This window comes from Acidovorax carolinensis (assembly GCF_002157145.1).
GTDB classification, from domain to species: Bacteria; Pseudomonadota; Gammaproteobacteria; order Burkholderiales; family Burkholderiaceae_C; genus Acidovorax; species Acidovorax carolinensis.
On the sequence record NZ_CP021361.1, the window covers coordinates 1,781,547 to 1,798,184 of the forward strand.

A 16,638-nucleotide genomic window follows, 5' to 3' on the forward strand; every position below is an offset into this window, starting at 1 on the left:
CTCACGCACCCACTTTGCGGGGTCTACGTGCGGTGGTGCATGCCGACAGCAGCCAGCCCATGCCGATGGCAAGCAGCACCGAGGTGATCTCGGCCGTGCGTGTGGGCAAATAGCGCTGTGTCCATTCGCAGGCAAAAGCGAGCACTGCGGTGCAGATGGTCATGCCCCCCAGCAAGGCACCGTTGCGCACCGTGCTCCAGAGGATTGCGCCAAAGCACAGGCATTCAAACGCGCGCGCCGTGATTGCAGACTGCACCCAGGTCGAGAGCGACGAGGCAAAAGGTATCCATTCCATGTTGGCCGGTGGCGTGCGCCAAGCCCAGGGCCAGATCGCGTCGAGCAGATAGGTGGCCAGGGCCACCCATGCCGTGGCCCCCCAGCGTGCCCCCGGCGCCCACGAATCCAGCCAGCGCCACAGCAACCAGCCGCCCCCAATGCCCAGCACCACGGCCATTCCTGGCGACTGGCCCACGACCACGAATTTGCCGGCCAGCACCGCGACCGTAGCCACCAGGGCCGATGTCCGCGCGCGGTGCGCCAGATGGGCGCTGCGCGCCAGGTGCGCCACGGCCGACAAGCCGATCACCGCCATGCCCACATGCGTCAGCATGCGCCGCGGCTGCCACAGGTCTTGTTGCCACAGGGACTTGACGTTCTGCGCCACCGAAGAAACGTCGAGCGTCGGTATCAGCGGGTACAGCTCTGCCACCCACCACAGGGCGACCAGCACCAATGTGAACCGGTCTGCATCGGCCCAGCCCTGGTGCCGGTGCAGCAGGTGCCCCACACGCCAGCGCGCGGCGAACCCGGCGGCCCAGCCCAGCGCGTAGCCCGCCATGTTGAAGATCACATCCGAAAGGGCAGGGGTGCGGGGCAGGTATTTTTGCAGCCATTGCAGCGCGCTGGCCAACACCAGCGATGCCACCAGCCAGGCAGCAAAAAAGGCCCACTTGCGCGGCCGCCCCTGCCCGGCCCAGCCCAGCAGCCCACCCAGGGGCATAAACAAAACGATGTTTTCGACCAGATCCACCAGACCGATGCGGCCGCTCCAGATGAACGGCTGCGGCGCAGTGAAGTTCCACTGAAAAGGGAACAGCGAGCCATAGGCAATGAGCAATAAAACCAGCGCCAGCGCGACCGGGAGGCTGCGCGAGCGATCATCGACAGATTTCATGGGCGCCTCGGGTCACTGAATCCTGGATCACACCATACAACACCGTGTGGTGCACTTTGGTGCTGACCGCCCCGAGCTCAGATGCTTTGAAACTTATAGCTGTCAGCGCTTGCTGGTTGGGCGCTACACGCTGTTTTTGCCCTGATGAATTGCCGCGGGTAGATGCCTGGCTGACATGGGTGCACACGCCCGGCGATGCTCTCCGCGCGCCGGGCGGGCGGTCACGTAACCGGTCAACGCTGGTTGCGGCGGCGAACCGATGCGAGCCCTGCGAGGGCTACACCGAGCAAGGCCAGTGAGCCAGGCTCGGGCACATTGTTGGGGTCGCCAGGGTTGTTGGCCGACCGGCCGAAACGCAGGTCGTCAAAGCCGAGGATGTCGTTCGTCGCATTGAACGTGACGCTGGAGATCAGCTGGCCGTAGTCAATAAAGCCAATGAAAGCGCCGCCACCGTTGATCGCCGAGGGCATGTTGATGGTCTGCGTGACCGAGGAACCATCCACGTAATTGATGGTTTGCTGCGGAACCAGATTGGTCTGCAGGCCGTTCACGAAAAAGCCGAAAGCATCCACTGCGTTGACGAAGGAAAAAGTGACCGAGCCGCCACTTACGGTTCGGAAGAAGGCGCCACCCGCAGTGGTGTTGAATCCGCACACGGCGCCACATCCGGGGTTCCGGTGTTGGTCGTGCCGCCGGTGATGGTGAGGTTGGCAGGCAGGGGGGATTCGAAATCCACGGTGTTCAGGGCGCCAGCCACCGAAAGGAACGATGCCGCGGCTGCGGTCGAGTTCACCATTTGCGCAAGCGTGGACACGTTGTCGTCTGCGGCCAGATAGGTCACTGGTGCAGCTTGCACAGCAAGGCAGGCACCCGACAGAATGCCTGCAATAGCGAGTTTTTTTGTCATCGACATAATGGTTTCTCCTGGGAGGGTTTCTCAAGCCGTTGTTACAAAGCATACTTTGTGCCAATGGGGAAAAACGTTATAAATCAACGACTTGATGATTTTTCTGCCTGCGGTAACGTCTCAGCTGTAAATAAATTCGACAGGTCGACAGGGGGGCGCCAGCCGAGTCGGGCGAAGGGCTGGCGGCGACGCTTCGACAATGGCAACGGCAACGGCAACGGCAACGGCAACGGCAACGGCAACGGCATCGCATGCCAGGCCGATTTTTGTCACACACTGTTCTCATCCGCGCTTCCCAATCGCCCAGGCGACAGATTCCGTTGCCTTGCCCACGCACAATGCGGCGCTGCGCAGTGCCAGGCCGATTGCTGGCAGCGGCCCCATTCAAACCAGGAGACGACGACATGACCCGCACCATCCAACAATTGTTTGACCTCACCGGCAAGACGGCCCTTGTCACCGGTGGCTCGCGCGGGCTGGGCCTGCAACTGGCGCATGCGCTGGGGGAGGCTGGCGCCAGGATCATGCTGAGTTCGCGCAAGGCCTCGGATCTGGAGGAGGCCACGGCCGACCTGCAGGCCGCCGGCATCGACGCGCGCTGGATCGCGGCCGACTGCGCGCAGGAGGCTGACATCCGGCGCCTGGCCGATGAAACCCTGCAACGCATGGGCAATGTGGACATCCTGGTCAACAATGCCGGCGCGGCCTGGGGTGCGCCCGCCGAAGATCACCCGGTCGAGGCCTGGGACAAGGTCATGAACCTCAACGTGCGCGGCTACTTCATCCTGAGCCAGCACATCGCCAAGCACAGCATGATCGCGCGGCGCAGCGGCAGCATCATCAACGTGGCGTCCATCGCGGGCCTGGGCGGCAACCCCAGCGGCATGAACACCATTGCCTACAACACCTCCAAGGGTGCAGTCATCAATTTCACGCGGGCGCTGGCCGCCGAATGGGGCAAGTACAACATCCGCGTCAATGCCATCTGCCCGGGGTTCTTTCCCAGCAGGATGACGGTGGGCACCCTCAAGGCCATGGGCGAGGAAGCGCTGGCCGCCCACGCCCCGCTGGGCCGCCTGGGCGATGACGAAGACCTCAAGGGCCTGTGCGCGCTGTATGCATCTGACGCGGGCAAGCACATCACCGGCCAGTGGCTGGCGGTGGATGGCGGTGTGAGCGTGGTCACCGGTGGATGAGTGGGCGGGCGCCGCCTGTTGAGCGCGGCGCGTGCTGCCTGGGGGCTGCTTTGGCGGCGTAGGCGCGCGGTCGTGCCGTTCGCCACTGCAGGGGGCACTGTGCCAAGACGTCCCGCCAACGCTGCCGCAGCGGAACAGGGGCTATCCTTTCTGCCTTTTGATGAACCCTGGAGTTGCCTGTGTTGAATTTTGGTGCCGAAATCCCGTTTGTCAGCCATCTTGGTTTCACGCTGCACCGCATGTCGGGGGGCGAGTCCGAGCTGCATTTCGAAGCGCGCCCCGAGCACCTGAACTCATTTGAGGTCACCCATGGTGGTGCGACGATGACCTTGCTGGACGTGACCCTGGCCACGGCGGCGCGCAGCGATACGCCCGACTTTGGCGTGGTCACCATCGAGATGAAGACCAGTTTCATGCGGCCCGCGCGCGGGCCTCTGGTGGCCAAGGGCCGGCTTGTCCATCGCACTGCCAGCATGGCGTTCGCCGAAGGCACTGTGTTCGATGCCGAGGGTCGCATCTGCAGCCACGCCACGGGCACCTTCAAGTATGTGCGGCGCCAGCCCGCCGAAGCCGCCAACGGGCAGCGGGTGATTTCGACGGATTGATGGGCGCTCCGGCACAAGAATGCACTGGAGTGGAGCCCCTTTTGAGCCAAATCGGGCTCTTGCGCAGGATGGATAAGCGCAAGCAGCTATTAAAAAAGTAGTAACAAGGAGTCTTCCATGCCACGCAATCAACAAATCGTTCTCGACAACCGCCCCCAGGGCGAAGCCGTGGCCAGCAACTTCAAGCTGGTCGCCACCGACACGCCCGCGCTCCAGGATGGCGAGGTGCTGGTGCGCCACCACTACCTGAGCCTGGACCCCTACATGCGCGGCCGCATGAACGACAGCAAGAGCTATGCGGCCAGCCAGCCGCTGGGCGAGGTGATGATTGGCGGTACCGTGGGCGAGGTGGCCGAAAGCAAGAACGCCAAGTTCGCGGTGGGCGACAAGGTGGTGGGCATGGGCGGCTGGCAGGAATACAGCGTGGTCGATGGTAATGCCGTGGGCGCGCTGCGCAAGGTGGAAACCACCCATGTGCCGCTGTCGCACTACCTGGGCGCCGTGGGCATGCCGGGCGTGACGGCCTGGTATGGCCTGGTGAAGATCATTGCGCCCAAGGCGGGCGACACCGTGGTGGTGAGCGCCGCCACCGGCGCCGTGGGCAGCGCCTTTGCCGCGCTGGCCAAGGCCCGCGGCTGCCGCGCGGTGGGCATTGCCGGTGGCACAGAGAAGTGCCGTTATGCGGTGGAAGAGCTGGGCTTTGACGCCTGCATCGACTACAAAGAGCACAGCGACGCGCGCGCCATGTCCAAAGCCCTCAAGGAAGCCTGCCCCAACGGCATCGACGGCTACTTCGAGAACGTGGGCGGCTGGATCATGGACGCCGTGATGCTGCGCATGAACGCCTTCAGCCGCATTGCCCTGTGCGGCATGATCGCCGGCTACGATGGCGCGCCCCTGCCCATGGCCAACCCCGCGCTGATTCTCATCAACCGCATGAAGATCGAAGGCTTCATCGTCAGCGAGCACATGGAAGTGTGGCCCGAGGCCCTCAAAGAGCTGGGCACGCTGGTGGGCACCGGCAAGCTGCGCCCGCGCGAGACCATTGCGCAGGGCATTGCCGCTGCGCCCGAGGCCTTTCTGGGCCTGCTCAAAGGCAAGAATTTCGGCAAGCAATTGGTGAAACTGATCTGAACATGAGCACCTCGCCTCCTGCACTGCGCTGGACCTGGGCCCGTTTCGATGACCTGGGCGTTCACGCCCTGCATGACACGCTGGCCTTGCGCTGCAAGGTGTTTATCCTGGAGCAGGGCCCTTACCAGGACCCGGACGGCGCCGACAAGCAATCGTGGCACTTGCTGGGGTACGACGAGGCTGGTGCCTTGCAAGCCAGCCTGCGTGTGGTGGACCCGGGGGTGAACTACCCCGAGCCCTCCATCGGTCGCGTGGTAACGGCCAGCGAGTCGCGCGGCGGCGGTGTGGGGCGCGCGTTGATGGAGCAGGGCCTGGCCCGCTGCCACCAGGTGTGGCCGGGCAGGGCAGTGCGCATCAGCGCGCAGGCGCATCTGCAGCGCTTTTACGGCAGCCTGGGGTTTGTGGCGGTGTCCGCGGTTTACCTGGAAGACGACATTCCCCACATCGAGATGCTGTGGAGTCCGCGCTGAACAGGGGCGCGGCGTCCGAGCCGTTCGTTTTCGATCATTTATCAGGAGATTGCCCATGACCGCCTTGATCCTGCACCATTACCCCTCATCACCCTTCTCGGAAAAAATCCGGCTGGTGCTGGGCTTCAAGCAGTTGCCCTGGAAGTCGGTGGTCATTCCCAGCATCGCGCCCAAGCCCGATGTGGTGGCCCTCACGGGTGGCTATCGCAAGACGCCGGTCCTGCAGATCGGTGCCGACATCTATTGCGATTCCACGCTGATCTGCGAAGTGCTTGAACACGAGCATCCCGAGCCGGTGCTGTATCCGCCCCACCTCAAGGGCGTGGCGCGGGTGTTTGCCCAGTGGGCTGACAGCACGTTGTTCTGGGCCGCCATGGCCTACAACCTGCAGCCGCGCGGTGCCCAGGCGCTGTTTGCCAATGTGGCGCCCGAGGCGGCCCAGGCCTTTGGCGAGGACCGCCGCCAGATGAGCGTCGGCATGCAGCGCCTGCGCCCCGCCGATGCCACGGCGGCCTACCGCTCGTACCTGCGGCGCCTGGCGCACATGGTGGAAGAGCACGACTTCACGTTCGGGGCCGAACCCTGCGTGGCCGACTTTGCCGCCTACCACCCGCTGTGGTTCACGCGCCAGTGCGTGCCGATGATGGCCGACATCTTCCAGGCCACGCCGGCCGTGCTGGAGTGGATGGACCGGGTGGCCGCACTCGGGCATGGACGCATGGAGAAATTCAGCGCGGCCGATGCCATCACGGTGGCTGCGGGCGCCGAACCCATGCCGGTGGTGAGTGACGTCTTTCAGGACGAACACGGCATTGCGCTGGGGAGCGAGGTCACGGTGGCTGCCGAGAGCTTTGGCACCGAGCCCACGGCGGGAACCCTCATCGCCGCCACACGCACGCGCTACACCGTGCGCCGCACCGATCCGCGTGCCGGCACGGTACATGTGCACTTTCCGCGTATCGGTTATGTATTACAAAAGGCACAAGCATGATTGAAAATTTTCAGGGCAAGACCGCGGTTCTGACGGGCGCGGGCTCGGGCTTCGGGCTGGAATGCGCGCGCATCGGCGCTCGCCTGGGCATGAACCTGGTGCTGGTGGATGTGCAGCAGGACGCGCTCGATGCGGCCGCTGCCGAGATGCAGTCAGCCGGCGCCCAGGTGCTGGCCCGCAAGGTGGATGTGTCGAGCGCCACCCAGATGGAGCAGTTGGCCGCAGAGGTGGCCCAGCGCTTCGGCCCTCCGCACCTGGTGTTCAACAACGCGGGCGTGGGCGCGGGCGGTCTGGTGTGGGAGAACTCCGTCAAGGACTGGGAATGGGTGCTGGGCGTGAACCTCATGGGCGTGGTGCACGGCGTGCGGGTGTTTACCCCTTTGATGCTGGCGGCGGCGAAGAACGACCCGGCGTGGCGCGGCCACATCGTCAACACCGCCAGCATGGCGGGCCTGCTGGCGCCGCCCAACATGGGCATCTACAACGTGAGCAAGCACGCGGTGGTCAGCCTGTCGGAGACGCTGTACCAGGATCTTTCGCTGGTGACCGACCAGGTGGGTGCCAGCGTGCTGTGCCCCTATTTCGTGGCCACGGGCATCAACGACAGCCAGCGCAACCGCCCCGGCGGGCTGGCGGGTGACAAGCCCACCAGAAGCCAGCTCATTGGCCAGGCCATGACCGACAAGGCCGTCAGTTCCGGCAAAGTGACGGCCGCCGAAGTGGCGCAAAAGGTGTTCGACGCCGTGGCGGCCAACCAGTTCTACATCTACAGCCATCCCAAGGCGATAGGCGCCGTGCAGACGCGCATGCAAGACATCCTGCAGGCCCGCAATCCCACAGACCCGTTTGCGGACAAGCCTGAGCTGGGGGCGCAACTGCGCGCTGCCTTGCGCGCCGAGTGAGCGGGCTAGCCAACCGGGGCACCAAGCTTGGCGCCGTGCAGTGGTGTCTGAACTGATGGATCACGTCAACGAAGCCAGTCAGGCCGCCGACGAGCCCGGCGATGGCCTGCCCCAGTCGGCGCGCAACCGCGCCATGCTGGTAATCATCCTGGGTATTGCGATGGCGGTGCTCGATGGCAGCATCGTCAACTTGGCGCTGCCGGGCATTGCGCGCGAGCTCAACGCCAGTGCGGCCCATGCGATCTGGGTGGTCAACGCCTACCAGATCGCCACGCTGGTCATGCTGCTACCGCTGGCGGCGCTGGGCGAGCGCCTGGGGTATCGGCGCGTGTATTTCGCTGGCATGGCGCTGTTTGCGGTGTCGTCTGTGGGGGCCATGCTGGCCGATTCGCTGGCCACCCTGATCGTGGCGCGGGCCCTGCAGGGGCTGGGTGCGGCCGGCATCATGAGCGTAAATGCCGCCCTGGTGCGCCTGACCTACCCGCGCGCGCAACTGGGGCGTGGCCTGGCGATCAATTCGATGGTGGTGGCGCTGGCTTCGGTGGCCGGCCCCTCGGTGGCGGCGGGCATCCTGTCGGTGGCACCGTGGCCCTGGCTTTTTGCACTCAATCTGCCGCTGGGGGCCTTTACGCTGTGGCTGGGCTGGCGGGCGCTGCCGTTCAATCCACCCAGCGCGGTGGTGCAGCCTCGCCCGGCGGCGCTGGATGTGGTGCTCAACGTGCTGATGTTCACGCTGATCTTCGTGGGCGGCGAGCGGCTGGGCGCTGCCACCAGCAGCGGGCGGGGTGTGGCCTCGCCCGCAGCCTGGGCCCTGCTGGCAGCGGGTGTAGCAGTGGGCTGGGTTTACCTGCGCCGCCAGTGGCGCCAGGCCGCGCCCCTGTTTCCGGTGGATCTGTTGCGCATTCCAGTGTTTGCGCTGTCCATGGGCTCGTCGGTGGGGGCGTTTTGTGCCCAGACCCTGGCCTATCTGGCGCTGCCTTTTTTGCTGCTGGAGGGGTTTGGCCGCAGTCCCCTGGAGGCGGGGTTGCTGATCACCGCCTGGCCCCTGGCCATTGTGGTGACGGCACCGATTGCGGGCCGCCTGATCGGCCGCTACGCCGATGGACTGCTGGGGGCCATCGGCATGGGGGTTTTTGCCTGTGGCCTGCTGCTGCTGGCGGCCCTGCCGGCCGACCCATCCCCTATCGACATGGTCTGGCGCATGGCCCTGTGCGGCGCCGGTTTTGCGCTGTTCCAGTCGCCCAACAACCACACCATCGTCACCTCGGCGCCGCTGGAGCGCAGTGGCGCGGCCAGCGGCATGCTGGGCACGGCCCGTTTGACGGGGCAGACCTTGGGGGCGGTGATGCTGGCAGCCATCTTTTCCGTGTGGCCCTCGCACGATGGCACGGGCGAGTGGGTGGCCTTGCTGCTCGCGGCGGCCTTTGCGCTGGCGGCGGGCGTTTGCAGTTCGCTGAGGATGCGCACAACGCACTGAAAATCGAACGTCTCAGCGCGCGCGAGGGATTGATGTGATGACCACGGCGGTCCAGCGTGTGCTCTTCTGGCTTGCTCTTGGCTACGGAATGCTCCCGACTTCTTCGGGCATGGCTAATTCCTGCACGCCCCCGTCCTGCAGCCAACTGCATCGCAATCGCTGGATGCCTGCGGGTGTTGGGCATAACGGACCTGGCGATAGGGTTTGCCTATGAAGCCCGTATGACCACTCATGAACTTCCGCAGCAATCAGATGGTATTAATATGTAACTTACGAAACGTATGTAAATTGCCATTTTTGGGTGTAGATGTTTGTTGCTGTTTCTTTTAGTGTCGGTAACTAGAAATCGCGCGCAATAGTGCCCCTTCTTGGGGCTTGTGCACCAACGTGGAGGTTTTATGACCGTTATTCCCGCTGAGTCCCGCATGGCTGGGCTGTCTTCCAGGTCGCAGGACAGTGGTGCCGGTGAGGGATACCTGGGCGGGCAGGGCAGCCCGTCATCCATTTGGCCTGATTTCATGGTCGGTCAGACCGATCGCCCGGTGCGGGTGCTGCTTGTGGACGATGACGCGCACATCCGCCTGGTGATTGCGCAAGAGCTCATGGCGGATCCCCGCACCCTGGTGGTGGCGCAGGCGTCCAGTTTGCGCGAGGGGCGCAAGGCCATCAAGCAGCATGAGTTCGATGTGTTGCTGGTGGATTTGCATCTGGGTGACGGCGAGGGCTTCGAGCTGCTGGATTACCTCAAGACCGTGCGCCCGTCGGCCGAGGCCGTGGTGATTTCGGTCATGGAAAACGACGACGAAGTGTTGCGCGCCTTCGAGTTGGGTGCCACTGGGTATCTCAGCAAGAACTCGTGGTTTGGCAACTATCCGCAGGCCGTGTTGCAGGTAGTGAACGGCGGGGCGTCCATCACGCCGAACCTGGCGCGGCGCCTGCTGCAGCGGTTTGACAAGACCCATGCCGAGACCCCCAAGCGCCATGAGCCTGCCGAGGCCGACCGGTTGTCCGACCGCGAGAAGGAAGTGCTGCGCATGGTAGCTGGTGGTTACACCACTGCCGAAATTGCGTCCCGCATGGAGATCAGCAACATGACGGTGAATACGCACATTCGTAACATCTATCGCAAGCTGCAGGTGCGCACCCGTGCCCAGGCCGTGCGATTGGCATCGTTGCGGGGGCTGTTCTAGGCGCATCCATGGCTTACCGGGGCCGCTGCGCAATGTGCTTTCATGTTTCGTAACCGTCCGCCCCATTTCGCCCTGGCCTGCCTCGCACTCTGTGTAGTGCAACTGGTCTTGAGCCTGCTGCTGGTTCGATATATTTGGGCCTTGAGTTCACCCGCCATGCAGTGGCTGACGGGCACGCTGATTGTTATCCAAACCTTGCTCGGATTGCTGATCTTGGTGCAGGTGCCGCGCGCCCTGCAATGGCGGCCACGGCGCAATCCCCGCCCCAGCGCAGAGTTGCAGGCCGAGCGCCAGCGCATCGCAAGGGAGCTGCACGACAACGTCGGCTCGCAGCTGGTCAGCACCATGGGCTTGCTGGACCCCAAGTTGCCCGCCCATTCGCAGGCTCTGCGTGCTTTGGAGCAGTGCCTGCTGGATCTTCGTCTGGTCGTGGATTCGATGGACAGCGCTACCGACTCGCTCGAAGATCGCCTGGCGCGCCTGCGCCACCGCATCCAGCCGGTGCTGGACCGGCGCGGGATTCAGATGGCCTGGGATGTCAAAACCGCAGATGGCGTGGAGGCGCCATGCGCCGAGCGCGCCCAGCACATGGTCGCCATCGTGCAGGAATCCTTGAGCAACGTGCTGCAACACGCTCAGGCCACGCAGGTGAAGGTGCGCCTGGACCATGACGCGGAGCAGGGTGCGTGGTGCCTGGAGGTCTGCGACAACGGGCGTGGCCTGCCCGAAGTATCCTCGGCGTCGGGCGCCCGGCCCTCGGGCTTCGGCCTGGAAGGCATGCGCCGCCGTGCGCTGCAGATGGGCGGTGCTCTGGAGCTGATCCGGCCCGAGCAGGGGGGCACCTGCATACGCGTGGTGGTGCCGAACCAAGGCCAATGCGCGCGCGAGTACGCGCACGCTGTGCTGGAAAGCCAGAGCCCCTGAAGGTGGACCTGCGCGCAGTGTGATGTGCCGCCTTTGCGCCGCAAGGTAGGGTGCAATTTGACGCCAAAATGGCCTCAACCGCTTTGCAGATAAGCGCTGACAGCTATCAAAAATGGAGTTTGTTATGGCAAATCTCCTGCCTGCTCCGTTCCTGCCTGGTCTGCCGCATGTGGCAAACTCGCCCGCTTTTCCCGTCCATGTGCCCGCAGGATAGAACGCAATGCAAAAGATCGTCCGGCAGATTGCCGAAGAAATCCGGATCACCGAGCAACAGGTCAAGGCCGCCGTCGAGTTGCTGGATGGTGGTGCCACCGTGCCCTTCATCGCACGCTACCGCAAGGAAGTGACCAATGGGCTCGACGATATCCAGCTGCGCGAGCTGGAGGCGCGACTTTCTTACCTGCGCGAGCTGGACGACCGCCGCGCGGCCGTGCTCAAAAGCATTGACGAGCAGGGCAAGCTGACCGACGCATTGCGCGTGGCGATTGCCGCCGCGCCAACCAAGCAGGAACTTGAAGACATCTACCTGCCGTTCAAGCAAAAGCGCCGCACCAAGGGCCAGATGGCCCGCGAATTCGGTATTGAGCCGCTGGCCGACAAGCTGTTTGCCGACCCCACGCTCGACCCTGCTGTCGAGGCCGCCGCCTTTACCAGGCCGCCCGAAGTGCTGGACGACGGCAAGGCGGGCGCCGACTTTTCCACCGTGCCTGCCGTGCTCGACGGTGTGCGCGACATTCTGTCGGAGCGCTGGGCTGAAGACGCCGTGCTGGTGCAGTCCTTGCGCGAGTGGCTGTGGGCCGAGGGCCTGTTGCGCAGCAAGAAGGTCGAGGGCAAGAACGAGAACGACCCCGAGGTGTCGAAGTTCCGCGATTACTTTGAATACGACGAACCCATTGGCCGTGTGCCTTCGCACCGCGCGCTGGCCGTGTTCCGTGGCCGGGGCCTGGAAATCCTCGAAGCCAAGCTGGTGCTGCCTGAGCCACAGGCGAATTCCACGTCCCAGCCCGACCCGCGCCAGCCCAGCATCGCCGAAGGCAAGATCGCGTTGCACCTGGGCTGGAGCCATGCAGGCCGCCCCGCCGACGACCTGATCCGAAAATGCGTCGCCTGGACTTGGCGCGTGAAGCTGAGTCTTTCGACCGAACGCGACCTGTTCGCCCGCCTGCGCGACGACGCCGAGAAGGTAGCGATCAAGGTGTTTGCAGACAACCTGCGCGACCTGCTGCTGGCCGCACCCGCCGGCCCGCGCGTGGTGATGGGGCTGGACCCTGGCATCCGCACCGGTGTGAAGGTGGCCGTGGTGGACGCCACGGGCAAGCTGGTGGAAACCGCCACCGTGTATCCGCACGAGCCACGCCGCGACTGGGAAGGCTCGCTCCACACCCTGGCCAAGCTGGCTGAAAAACACGGCGTGAACCTGATTGCGATTGGCAACGGCACCGCGAGCCGCGAGACCGACAAGCTGGCGGCCGACCTGATCAAGCTGGCCGCCAAGGTGGACCGCGTGATTGAAAAGGTGGTGGTCAGCGAGGCTGGCGCGTCCGTTTACAGCGCCAGCGAATACGCGTCGCAGGAGATGCCCGACGTGGACGTGAGCCTGCGCGGTGCCGCCAGCATTGCGCGCCGCCTGCAAGACCCGCTGGCCGAGCTGGTGAAGATCGATCCCAAGAGCATCGGTGTGGGCCAGTACCAGCACGACGTGAACCAGAGCGAGCTGGCGCGCACGCTGGGCACGGTAGTAGAAGACTGCGTGAACTCGGTGGGCGTGGACCTGAACACGGCCAGCGTGCCGTTGCTCAGCCGCGTGTCGGGACTGTCGGGCAGTGTGGCCAAGGCCGTGGTGCGTTGGCGCGAGGCCAATGGCGCATTCAAGAGCCGCAAGCAGCTCATGGACGTGGCGGGCCTGGGCGCCAAGACGTTTGAGCAAAGCGCAGGCTTTTTGCGCATCCGCGGCGGCGAGAACCCGCTCGACATGACCGGCGTGCACCCGGAGACCTACCCCGTGGTCGAGCAGATCATGGAAAAGACCGGCAAACCTGTGGCCGAGCTGATGGGCCGCGCCGACATGCTCAAGACGCTCAAGCCCGAGCTTTTTGCCAACGAGAAGTTTGGCGTGATCACCGTCAAGGACATCCTGGCCGAGCTGGAAAAGCCCGGCCGCGACCCGCGCCCGGACTTCAAGGTGGCGCGCTTCAATGACGGCGTGGACGACATCAAGGATTTGAAGGAAGGCATGATCCTGGAGGGCACGGTGAGCAACGTGGCTCAGTTTGGTGCTTTCGTCGACCTCGGGGTGCACCAGGACGGCCTGGTGCATGTAAGCCAGCTGGCGCACAAGTTCGTGAACGATGCGCGCGAAGTGGTCAAGACCGGTGACATCGTCAAGGTCAAGGTCATGGAGGTGGACGTAGAGCGCAAGCGCATCGGGCTGTCGATGAAGCTGGGCGATGCGCCTGCGCGCCAGAGCGGCGACCGGGGCGCGCCGCGCGACAACCGGTTTGAGGGGCAGGCCGCGGGTATGCGCAACCGCAGCGCCGCGCGCCCGAACCTGCGGCGCAGTCGGCCATGGCCTCGGCCTTCGCCAAGTTGCAGCAAACCAAGAATCGGTAACAACCGGGTACATAATCGCCAGCATCTCAACCGGAGGCGCTGTACCCCATGGAGCTGAACGCATTGCTGGCCCACCCTGTGGCTTTGCCAAGTCTTCCGCGCGCCGTGGCGTTGCTGATGACCGAGCTGGCCCATGATGAGCCCAGCCTGCGTCGGATCAACCAGCTCATTGGCACCGATCCGGCACTGGCCGCCCGGCTGCTGGAGATGGCCAATGCGCCGGCGTTCCAGATGCAGCGCCAGATTCTCGGCATTCCCGAGGCGCTGGGGCTGCTGGGCGTGGCACAGTTGCGCTCACTGGTCAGTTCCGCACCGCTGGGCACCACTTCGCGTTCGGTGCCGGGCATCAACATGCAGCAGTTCTGGCGCTACAGCCTCAACACCGCCAAGCTGGCCCGTTCACTGGCGGGCATCGGCCACCACAACCAGATTGCCGCCTATACGGCGGGGTTGGTGCATGCGGTGGGCGAACTGTTGATGCACCTGGCCGCACCGGACATCATTTTGTCGATCAACGCGCTGGTATCCCCCCTGGATCTGCGTCGGGCCAAGATCGAGCAGCGCATTCTTGGCTATTGCTACGGCAATGTGAGCGCCGGGCTGGCGCAGCGCTGGCAGTTTCCCGAAGTGGTGGTGGATGCCCTGCAGCATCAGAGCGCCCCTCTGGACAATAACGCCTATGAGCCGTTGGCGGGGGTAATCCATCTGGCATCGTGGCGCGCCCGAGCCCGCGAGGCCGATATGGGTGAGAAGGAAATGGCCGTGTCCTTTCCCGGCGAGGTGGGGCTGATGCTGGGCCTGGATATCGACATGGTGCTCCAGCAAGACCCCATTGACTGGACGGCCCGGCCCGAAGTGTCTGACTACGTGGTCTGAGCGCCGGAGTGGCTGTAGCGGCTTGATTTGCGCGCCGTGTAGTTCTTACAGCTTGCGGACACCCACTCCACGCACACGCTCAGAGCGACTGCGCCAGCATGTCCCGATATTCCTCGGGCGTGGCAACGCGGGGATTGGTTTTGTGGCAGTGGTCGGCCATGGCGCCCTTGATGATGTCGTCAAACATGTCTGCAGTCACACCCATTGCGGCGAGGCCGGTGGGCAGGCCCAGGCGGGCGTTCATGTCGCGAATGGCTTCGGGGATGTCGCCGGCGGCGGCCAGGCCCATGGCATGGGCCATACGCTCCAGGCGTTTTTCCTTTTTCACTGATTCGGCCTGCGCATTGAAGCGGATCACAGCGGGCAGGAACATGGCGTTGAGCGTGCCGTGGTGCAGGCGCGGGTTCACGCCGCCCAGGCTGTGGCTCAGCGAATGCACGGCGCCCAGGCCTTTCTGGAACGCCATGGCGCCCTGCATGCTGGCACTCATCATGTGCAGGCGCGCGTCGCGGTCTTGCCCCAAGCGGGTGGCCTGCTCGATGTTCGCCCAGCCACGTTCCAGCCCATCCAGCGCAATGCCATCGGCCGGCGGGTTGAAGGCGGCGGACATGAAAGTCTCCATGCAGTGCGCGATGGCGTCCATGCCTGTGGCCGCCGTCAGCATGGGTGGCAGGCCCAGCGTGAGCTCGGGGTCGCAGATGGCCGTCTTGGGCACCAGGTTCCACGAGTGAAAGCCGAGCTTGCGATGGTCATCCACGATGATGATGGCGCCGCGTGCCACCTCACTGCCCGTTCCGCTGGTGGTGGGCACGGCGATCAGCGGCGCGGCGCGTTCGGTGATGCGCGGTGAGCCGCCTTCGATGGTGGCGTAGTGCGTGAGCGGCCCCTCGTGCGTGGCGGCAATCGCAATGCCCTTGGCGCAGTCGATGGCCGAGCCGCCGCCCACGGCGATCAGGCCGTCGCAGCCCTGGGCCTTATACATCTCTACCGCTGCGCGCACGGCGGCTTCGGTGGGGTTCGATGGGGTCTGGTCAAACACCGCCACGGTCATGCCGGGCAGCGCATCGAGCGCCTTTTGCAGCACGCCTGCGGCCTTCACGCCGGGGTCCGTCACGATCAGCGGGCGCGTGATGCCCACCCGTTCGCATTCCTGCTTGAGCAGTTGGACGGCGCCGAATTCAAACTGGATCTGGGTGACGTAGTAGATGAAAGCCATGGTGGTGGGGGAAGTTGCGTTTACGATTGCTCCAAAGACTTTACAACCAGGAGATACGCATGACCACGAAGCAAACCCTCATTGCGCTGGCGGTTTCCGTCGCATTTGCGACAGCCGCGCAGGCCGAATGCCTGTCCGATGCGCAGGCCGCCGACCTGGTGGCCCACTATGTGGCCAAGACCCCGGCCGCCAACCCCGAAAACCTCTCGGACGCCGATGGCGCCTGCACGCGTGGCAAGCTCAACCAGCTCTTGGCGCAGCGCCTGGGCAAGGTGATTGGTTACAAGGCGGGCCTGACCAATCCAGCCGTGCAAAAGCGCTTCAATACCGACAAGCCCGTGTGGGGCAAGCTGTACGAGGGCATGGTGCTTCCCAGCGGTGCCACGGTGGACGCCGCGTTTGGCGCCCGGCCTTTGTTCGAGGCCGACATGCTGGTGCGCGTGAAAAGTGCGGCCATCAACCACGCCAAGACCCCCATGGACGTGCTGGACGCCGTGGACCAGGTTATCCCCTTCATCGAACTGCCCGACCTGATGGTGCAGGCGCCGCCCAAGCTCAATGGCGCCGGTGTGACGGCCATCAACGTGGGCGCACGCCTGGGCGTAGCCGGTGCGCCGTTGGCCGTGCCAGCTTATCGGGCCGAGCGCTATGCCCTGCTCAACGCCCTGGCCGACATGAACGTGTCGCTGACCGACGGCACGGGTGCGCGCCTGGGCGGTGGCAAGGGCAGCGACATCCTGGGCCATCCCCTCAACGCCGTGGTGTGGCTGGCGGGCGCCCTGGCGCAGGAAGGCCTGGCCATGCAGCCGGGCGACCTGATCAGCCTGGGTTCGTTCTCGCCGCTGCTGCCACCCAGGGCGGGTCTGTCGGTGACAGCCACTTACGACGGCTTGCCCGGCGCTGCGCCCGTGTGGCTGAGCTTCAAGTAAACCCTTTATCCGCCTGCGCGCACCGCGTGGGCGTCCA

15 protein-coding genes and 1 pseudogene are annotated in these 16,638 nt (G+C 64.7%); 12 read left to right on the top strand and 4 right to left on the bottom strand.

What is annotated here, in order from left to right:
- Position 1 precedes the first annotated feature (1 nt).
- From CBP34_RS08380 to CBP34_RS19740, 3 genes are all read right to left on the bottom strand, one after another.
- Entirely contained in the window at positions 2-1,174 is a 1,173-nt protein-coding gene (locus CBP34_RS08380; protein ID WP_094097755.1) for a VanZ family protein, read from the bottom strand.
- 233 nt (positions 1,175-1,407) lie between these two features.
- Entirely contained in the window at positions 1,408-1,830 is a 423-nt protein-coding gene (locus CBP34_RS19980; RefSeq protein ID WP_236748541.1) for a PEP-CTERM sorting domain-containing protein, read from the bottom strand.
- Positions 1,782-2,081 (bottom strand): hypothetical protein, encoded by a 300-nt coding sequence (locus tag CBP34_RS19740; RefSeq protein ID WP_208616384.1) that lies wholly within the window; start codon positions 2,079-2,081, stop codon positions 1,782-1,784. Before CBP34_RS19740 ends, CBP34_RS19980 begins: the two co-directional genes overlap by 49 nt.
- Positions 2,082-2,485: 404 nt before the next feature.
- Here CBP34_RS19740 and CBP34_RS08390 point away from each other — a divergent pair, with 404 nt between their 5' ends.
- From CBP34_RS08390 to CBP34_RS08440, 11 genes and pseudogenes are all read left to right on the top strand, one after another.
- Entirely contained in the window at positions 2,486-3,277 is a 792-nt protein-coding gene (locus CBP34_RS08390; RefSeq protein ID WP_086927524.1) for an SDR family oxidoreductase, read from the top strand.
- A 179-nt stretch (positions 3,278-3,456) separates the two neighbouring features.
- Positions 3,457-3,882, top strand: coding sequence for a PaaI family thioesterase (locus CBP34_RS08395; protein ID WP_094097756.1), 426 nt, complete (start codon positions 3,457-3,459; stop codon positions 3,880-3,882).
- Between the two features lie 117 nt (positions 3,883-3,999).
- Entirely contained in the window at positions 4,000-5,016 is a 1,017-nt protein-coding gene (locus CBP34_RS08400; protein WP_094097757.1) for an NADP-dependent oxidoreductase, read from the top strand.
- Between the two features lie 2 nt (positions 5,017-5,018).
- On the top strand, positions 5,019-5,486 hold the full coding sequence (locus tag CBP34_RS08405) for a GNAT family N-acetyltransferase (RefSeq protein WP_094097758.1): 468 nt from the start codon (positions 5,019-5,021) through the stop codon (positions 5,484-5,486).
- A 55-nt stretch (positions 5,487-5,541) separates the two neighbouring features.
- Positions 5,542-6,477 carry a glutathione S-transferase family protein gene (locus CBP34_RS08410; protein WP_094097759.1) on the top strand — a complete coding sequence of 312 codons (936 nt, stop codon included), beginning with the start codon at positions 5,542-5,544 and terminating at the stop codon, positions 6,475-6,477.
- Positions 6,474-7,379 (top strand): SDR family oxidoreductase, encoded by a 906-nt coding sequence (locus tag CBP34_RS08415; RefSeq protein WP_094097760.1) that lies wholly within the window; start codon positions 6,474-6,476, stop codon positions 7,377-7,379. The genes CBP34_RS08410 and CBP34_RS08415 overlap by 4 nt, the downstream gene beginning before the upstream one ends.
- A 55-nt stretch (positions 7,380-7,434) precedes the next feature.
- A complete protein-coding gene (locus CBP34_RS08420; protein ID WP_094097761.1) occupies positions 7,435-8,856 on the top strand; it encodes an MFS transporter in 1,422 nt (473 codons plus the stop codon).
- Between the two features lie 398 nt (positions 8,857-9,254).
- Entirely contained in the window at positions 9,255-10,046 is a 792-nt protein-coding gene (locus CBP34_RS08425; RefSeq protein WP_094097762.1) for a LuxR C-terminal-related transcriptional regulator, read from the top strand.
- Between the two features lie 141 nt (positions 10,047-10,187).
- Positions 10,188-10,970, top strand: coding sequence for a sensor histidine kinase (locus tag CBP34_RS08430; RefSeq protein ID WP_236748542.1), 783 nt, complete (start codon positions 10,188-10,190; stop codon positions 10,968-10,970).
- 220 nt (positions 10,971-11,190) lie between these two features.
- A pseudogene (locus CBP34_RS08435) lies at positions 11,191-13,580 on the top strand (Tex family protein).
- A 48-nt stretch (positions 13,581-13,628) separates the two neighbouring features.
- Entirely contained in the window at positions 13,629-14,456 is an 828-nt protein-coding gene (locus CBP34_RS08440; protein ID WP_094097764.1) for an HDOD domain-containing protein, read from the top strand.
- Positions 14,457-14,535: 79 nt separating this feature from the next.
- Here the strand turns inward: CBP34_RS08440 and CBP34_RS08445 are convergent, their stop codons facing one another.
- Complete coding sequence (locus CBP34_RS08445; protein ID WP_094097765.1) at positions 14,536-15,672, bottom strand: iron-containing alcohol dehydrogenase; 1,137 nt, start codon at positions 15,670-15,672, stop codon at positions 14,536-14,538.
- A gap of 59 nt (positions 15,673-15,731) precedes the next feature.
- On the opposite strand from CBP34_RS08445, the gene CBP34_RS08450 reads away from it, so the two are divergent.
- Entirely contained in the window at positions 15,732-16,601 is an 870-nt protein-coding gene (locus tag CBP34_RS08450) for a 2-keto-4-pentenoate hydratase (RefSeq protein ID WP_094097766.1), read from the top strand.
- Positions 16,602-16,638: the final 37 nt, after the last annotated feature.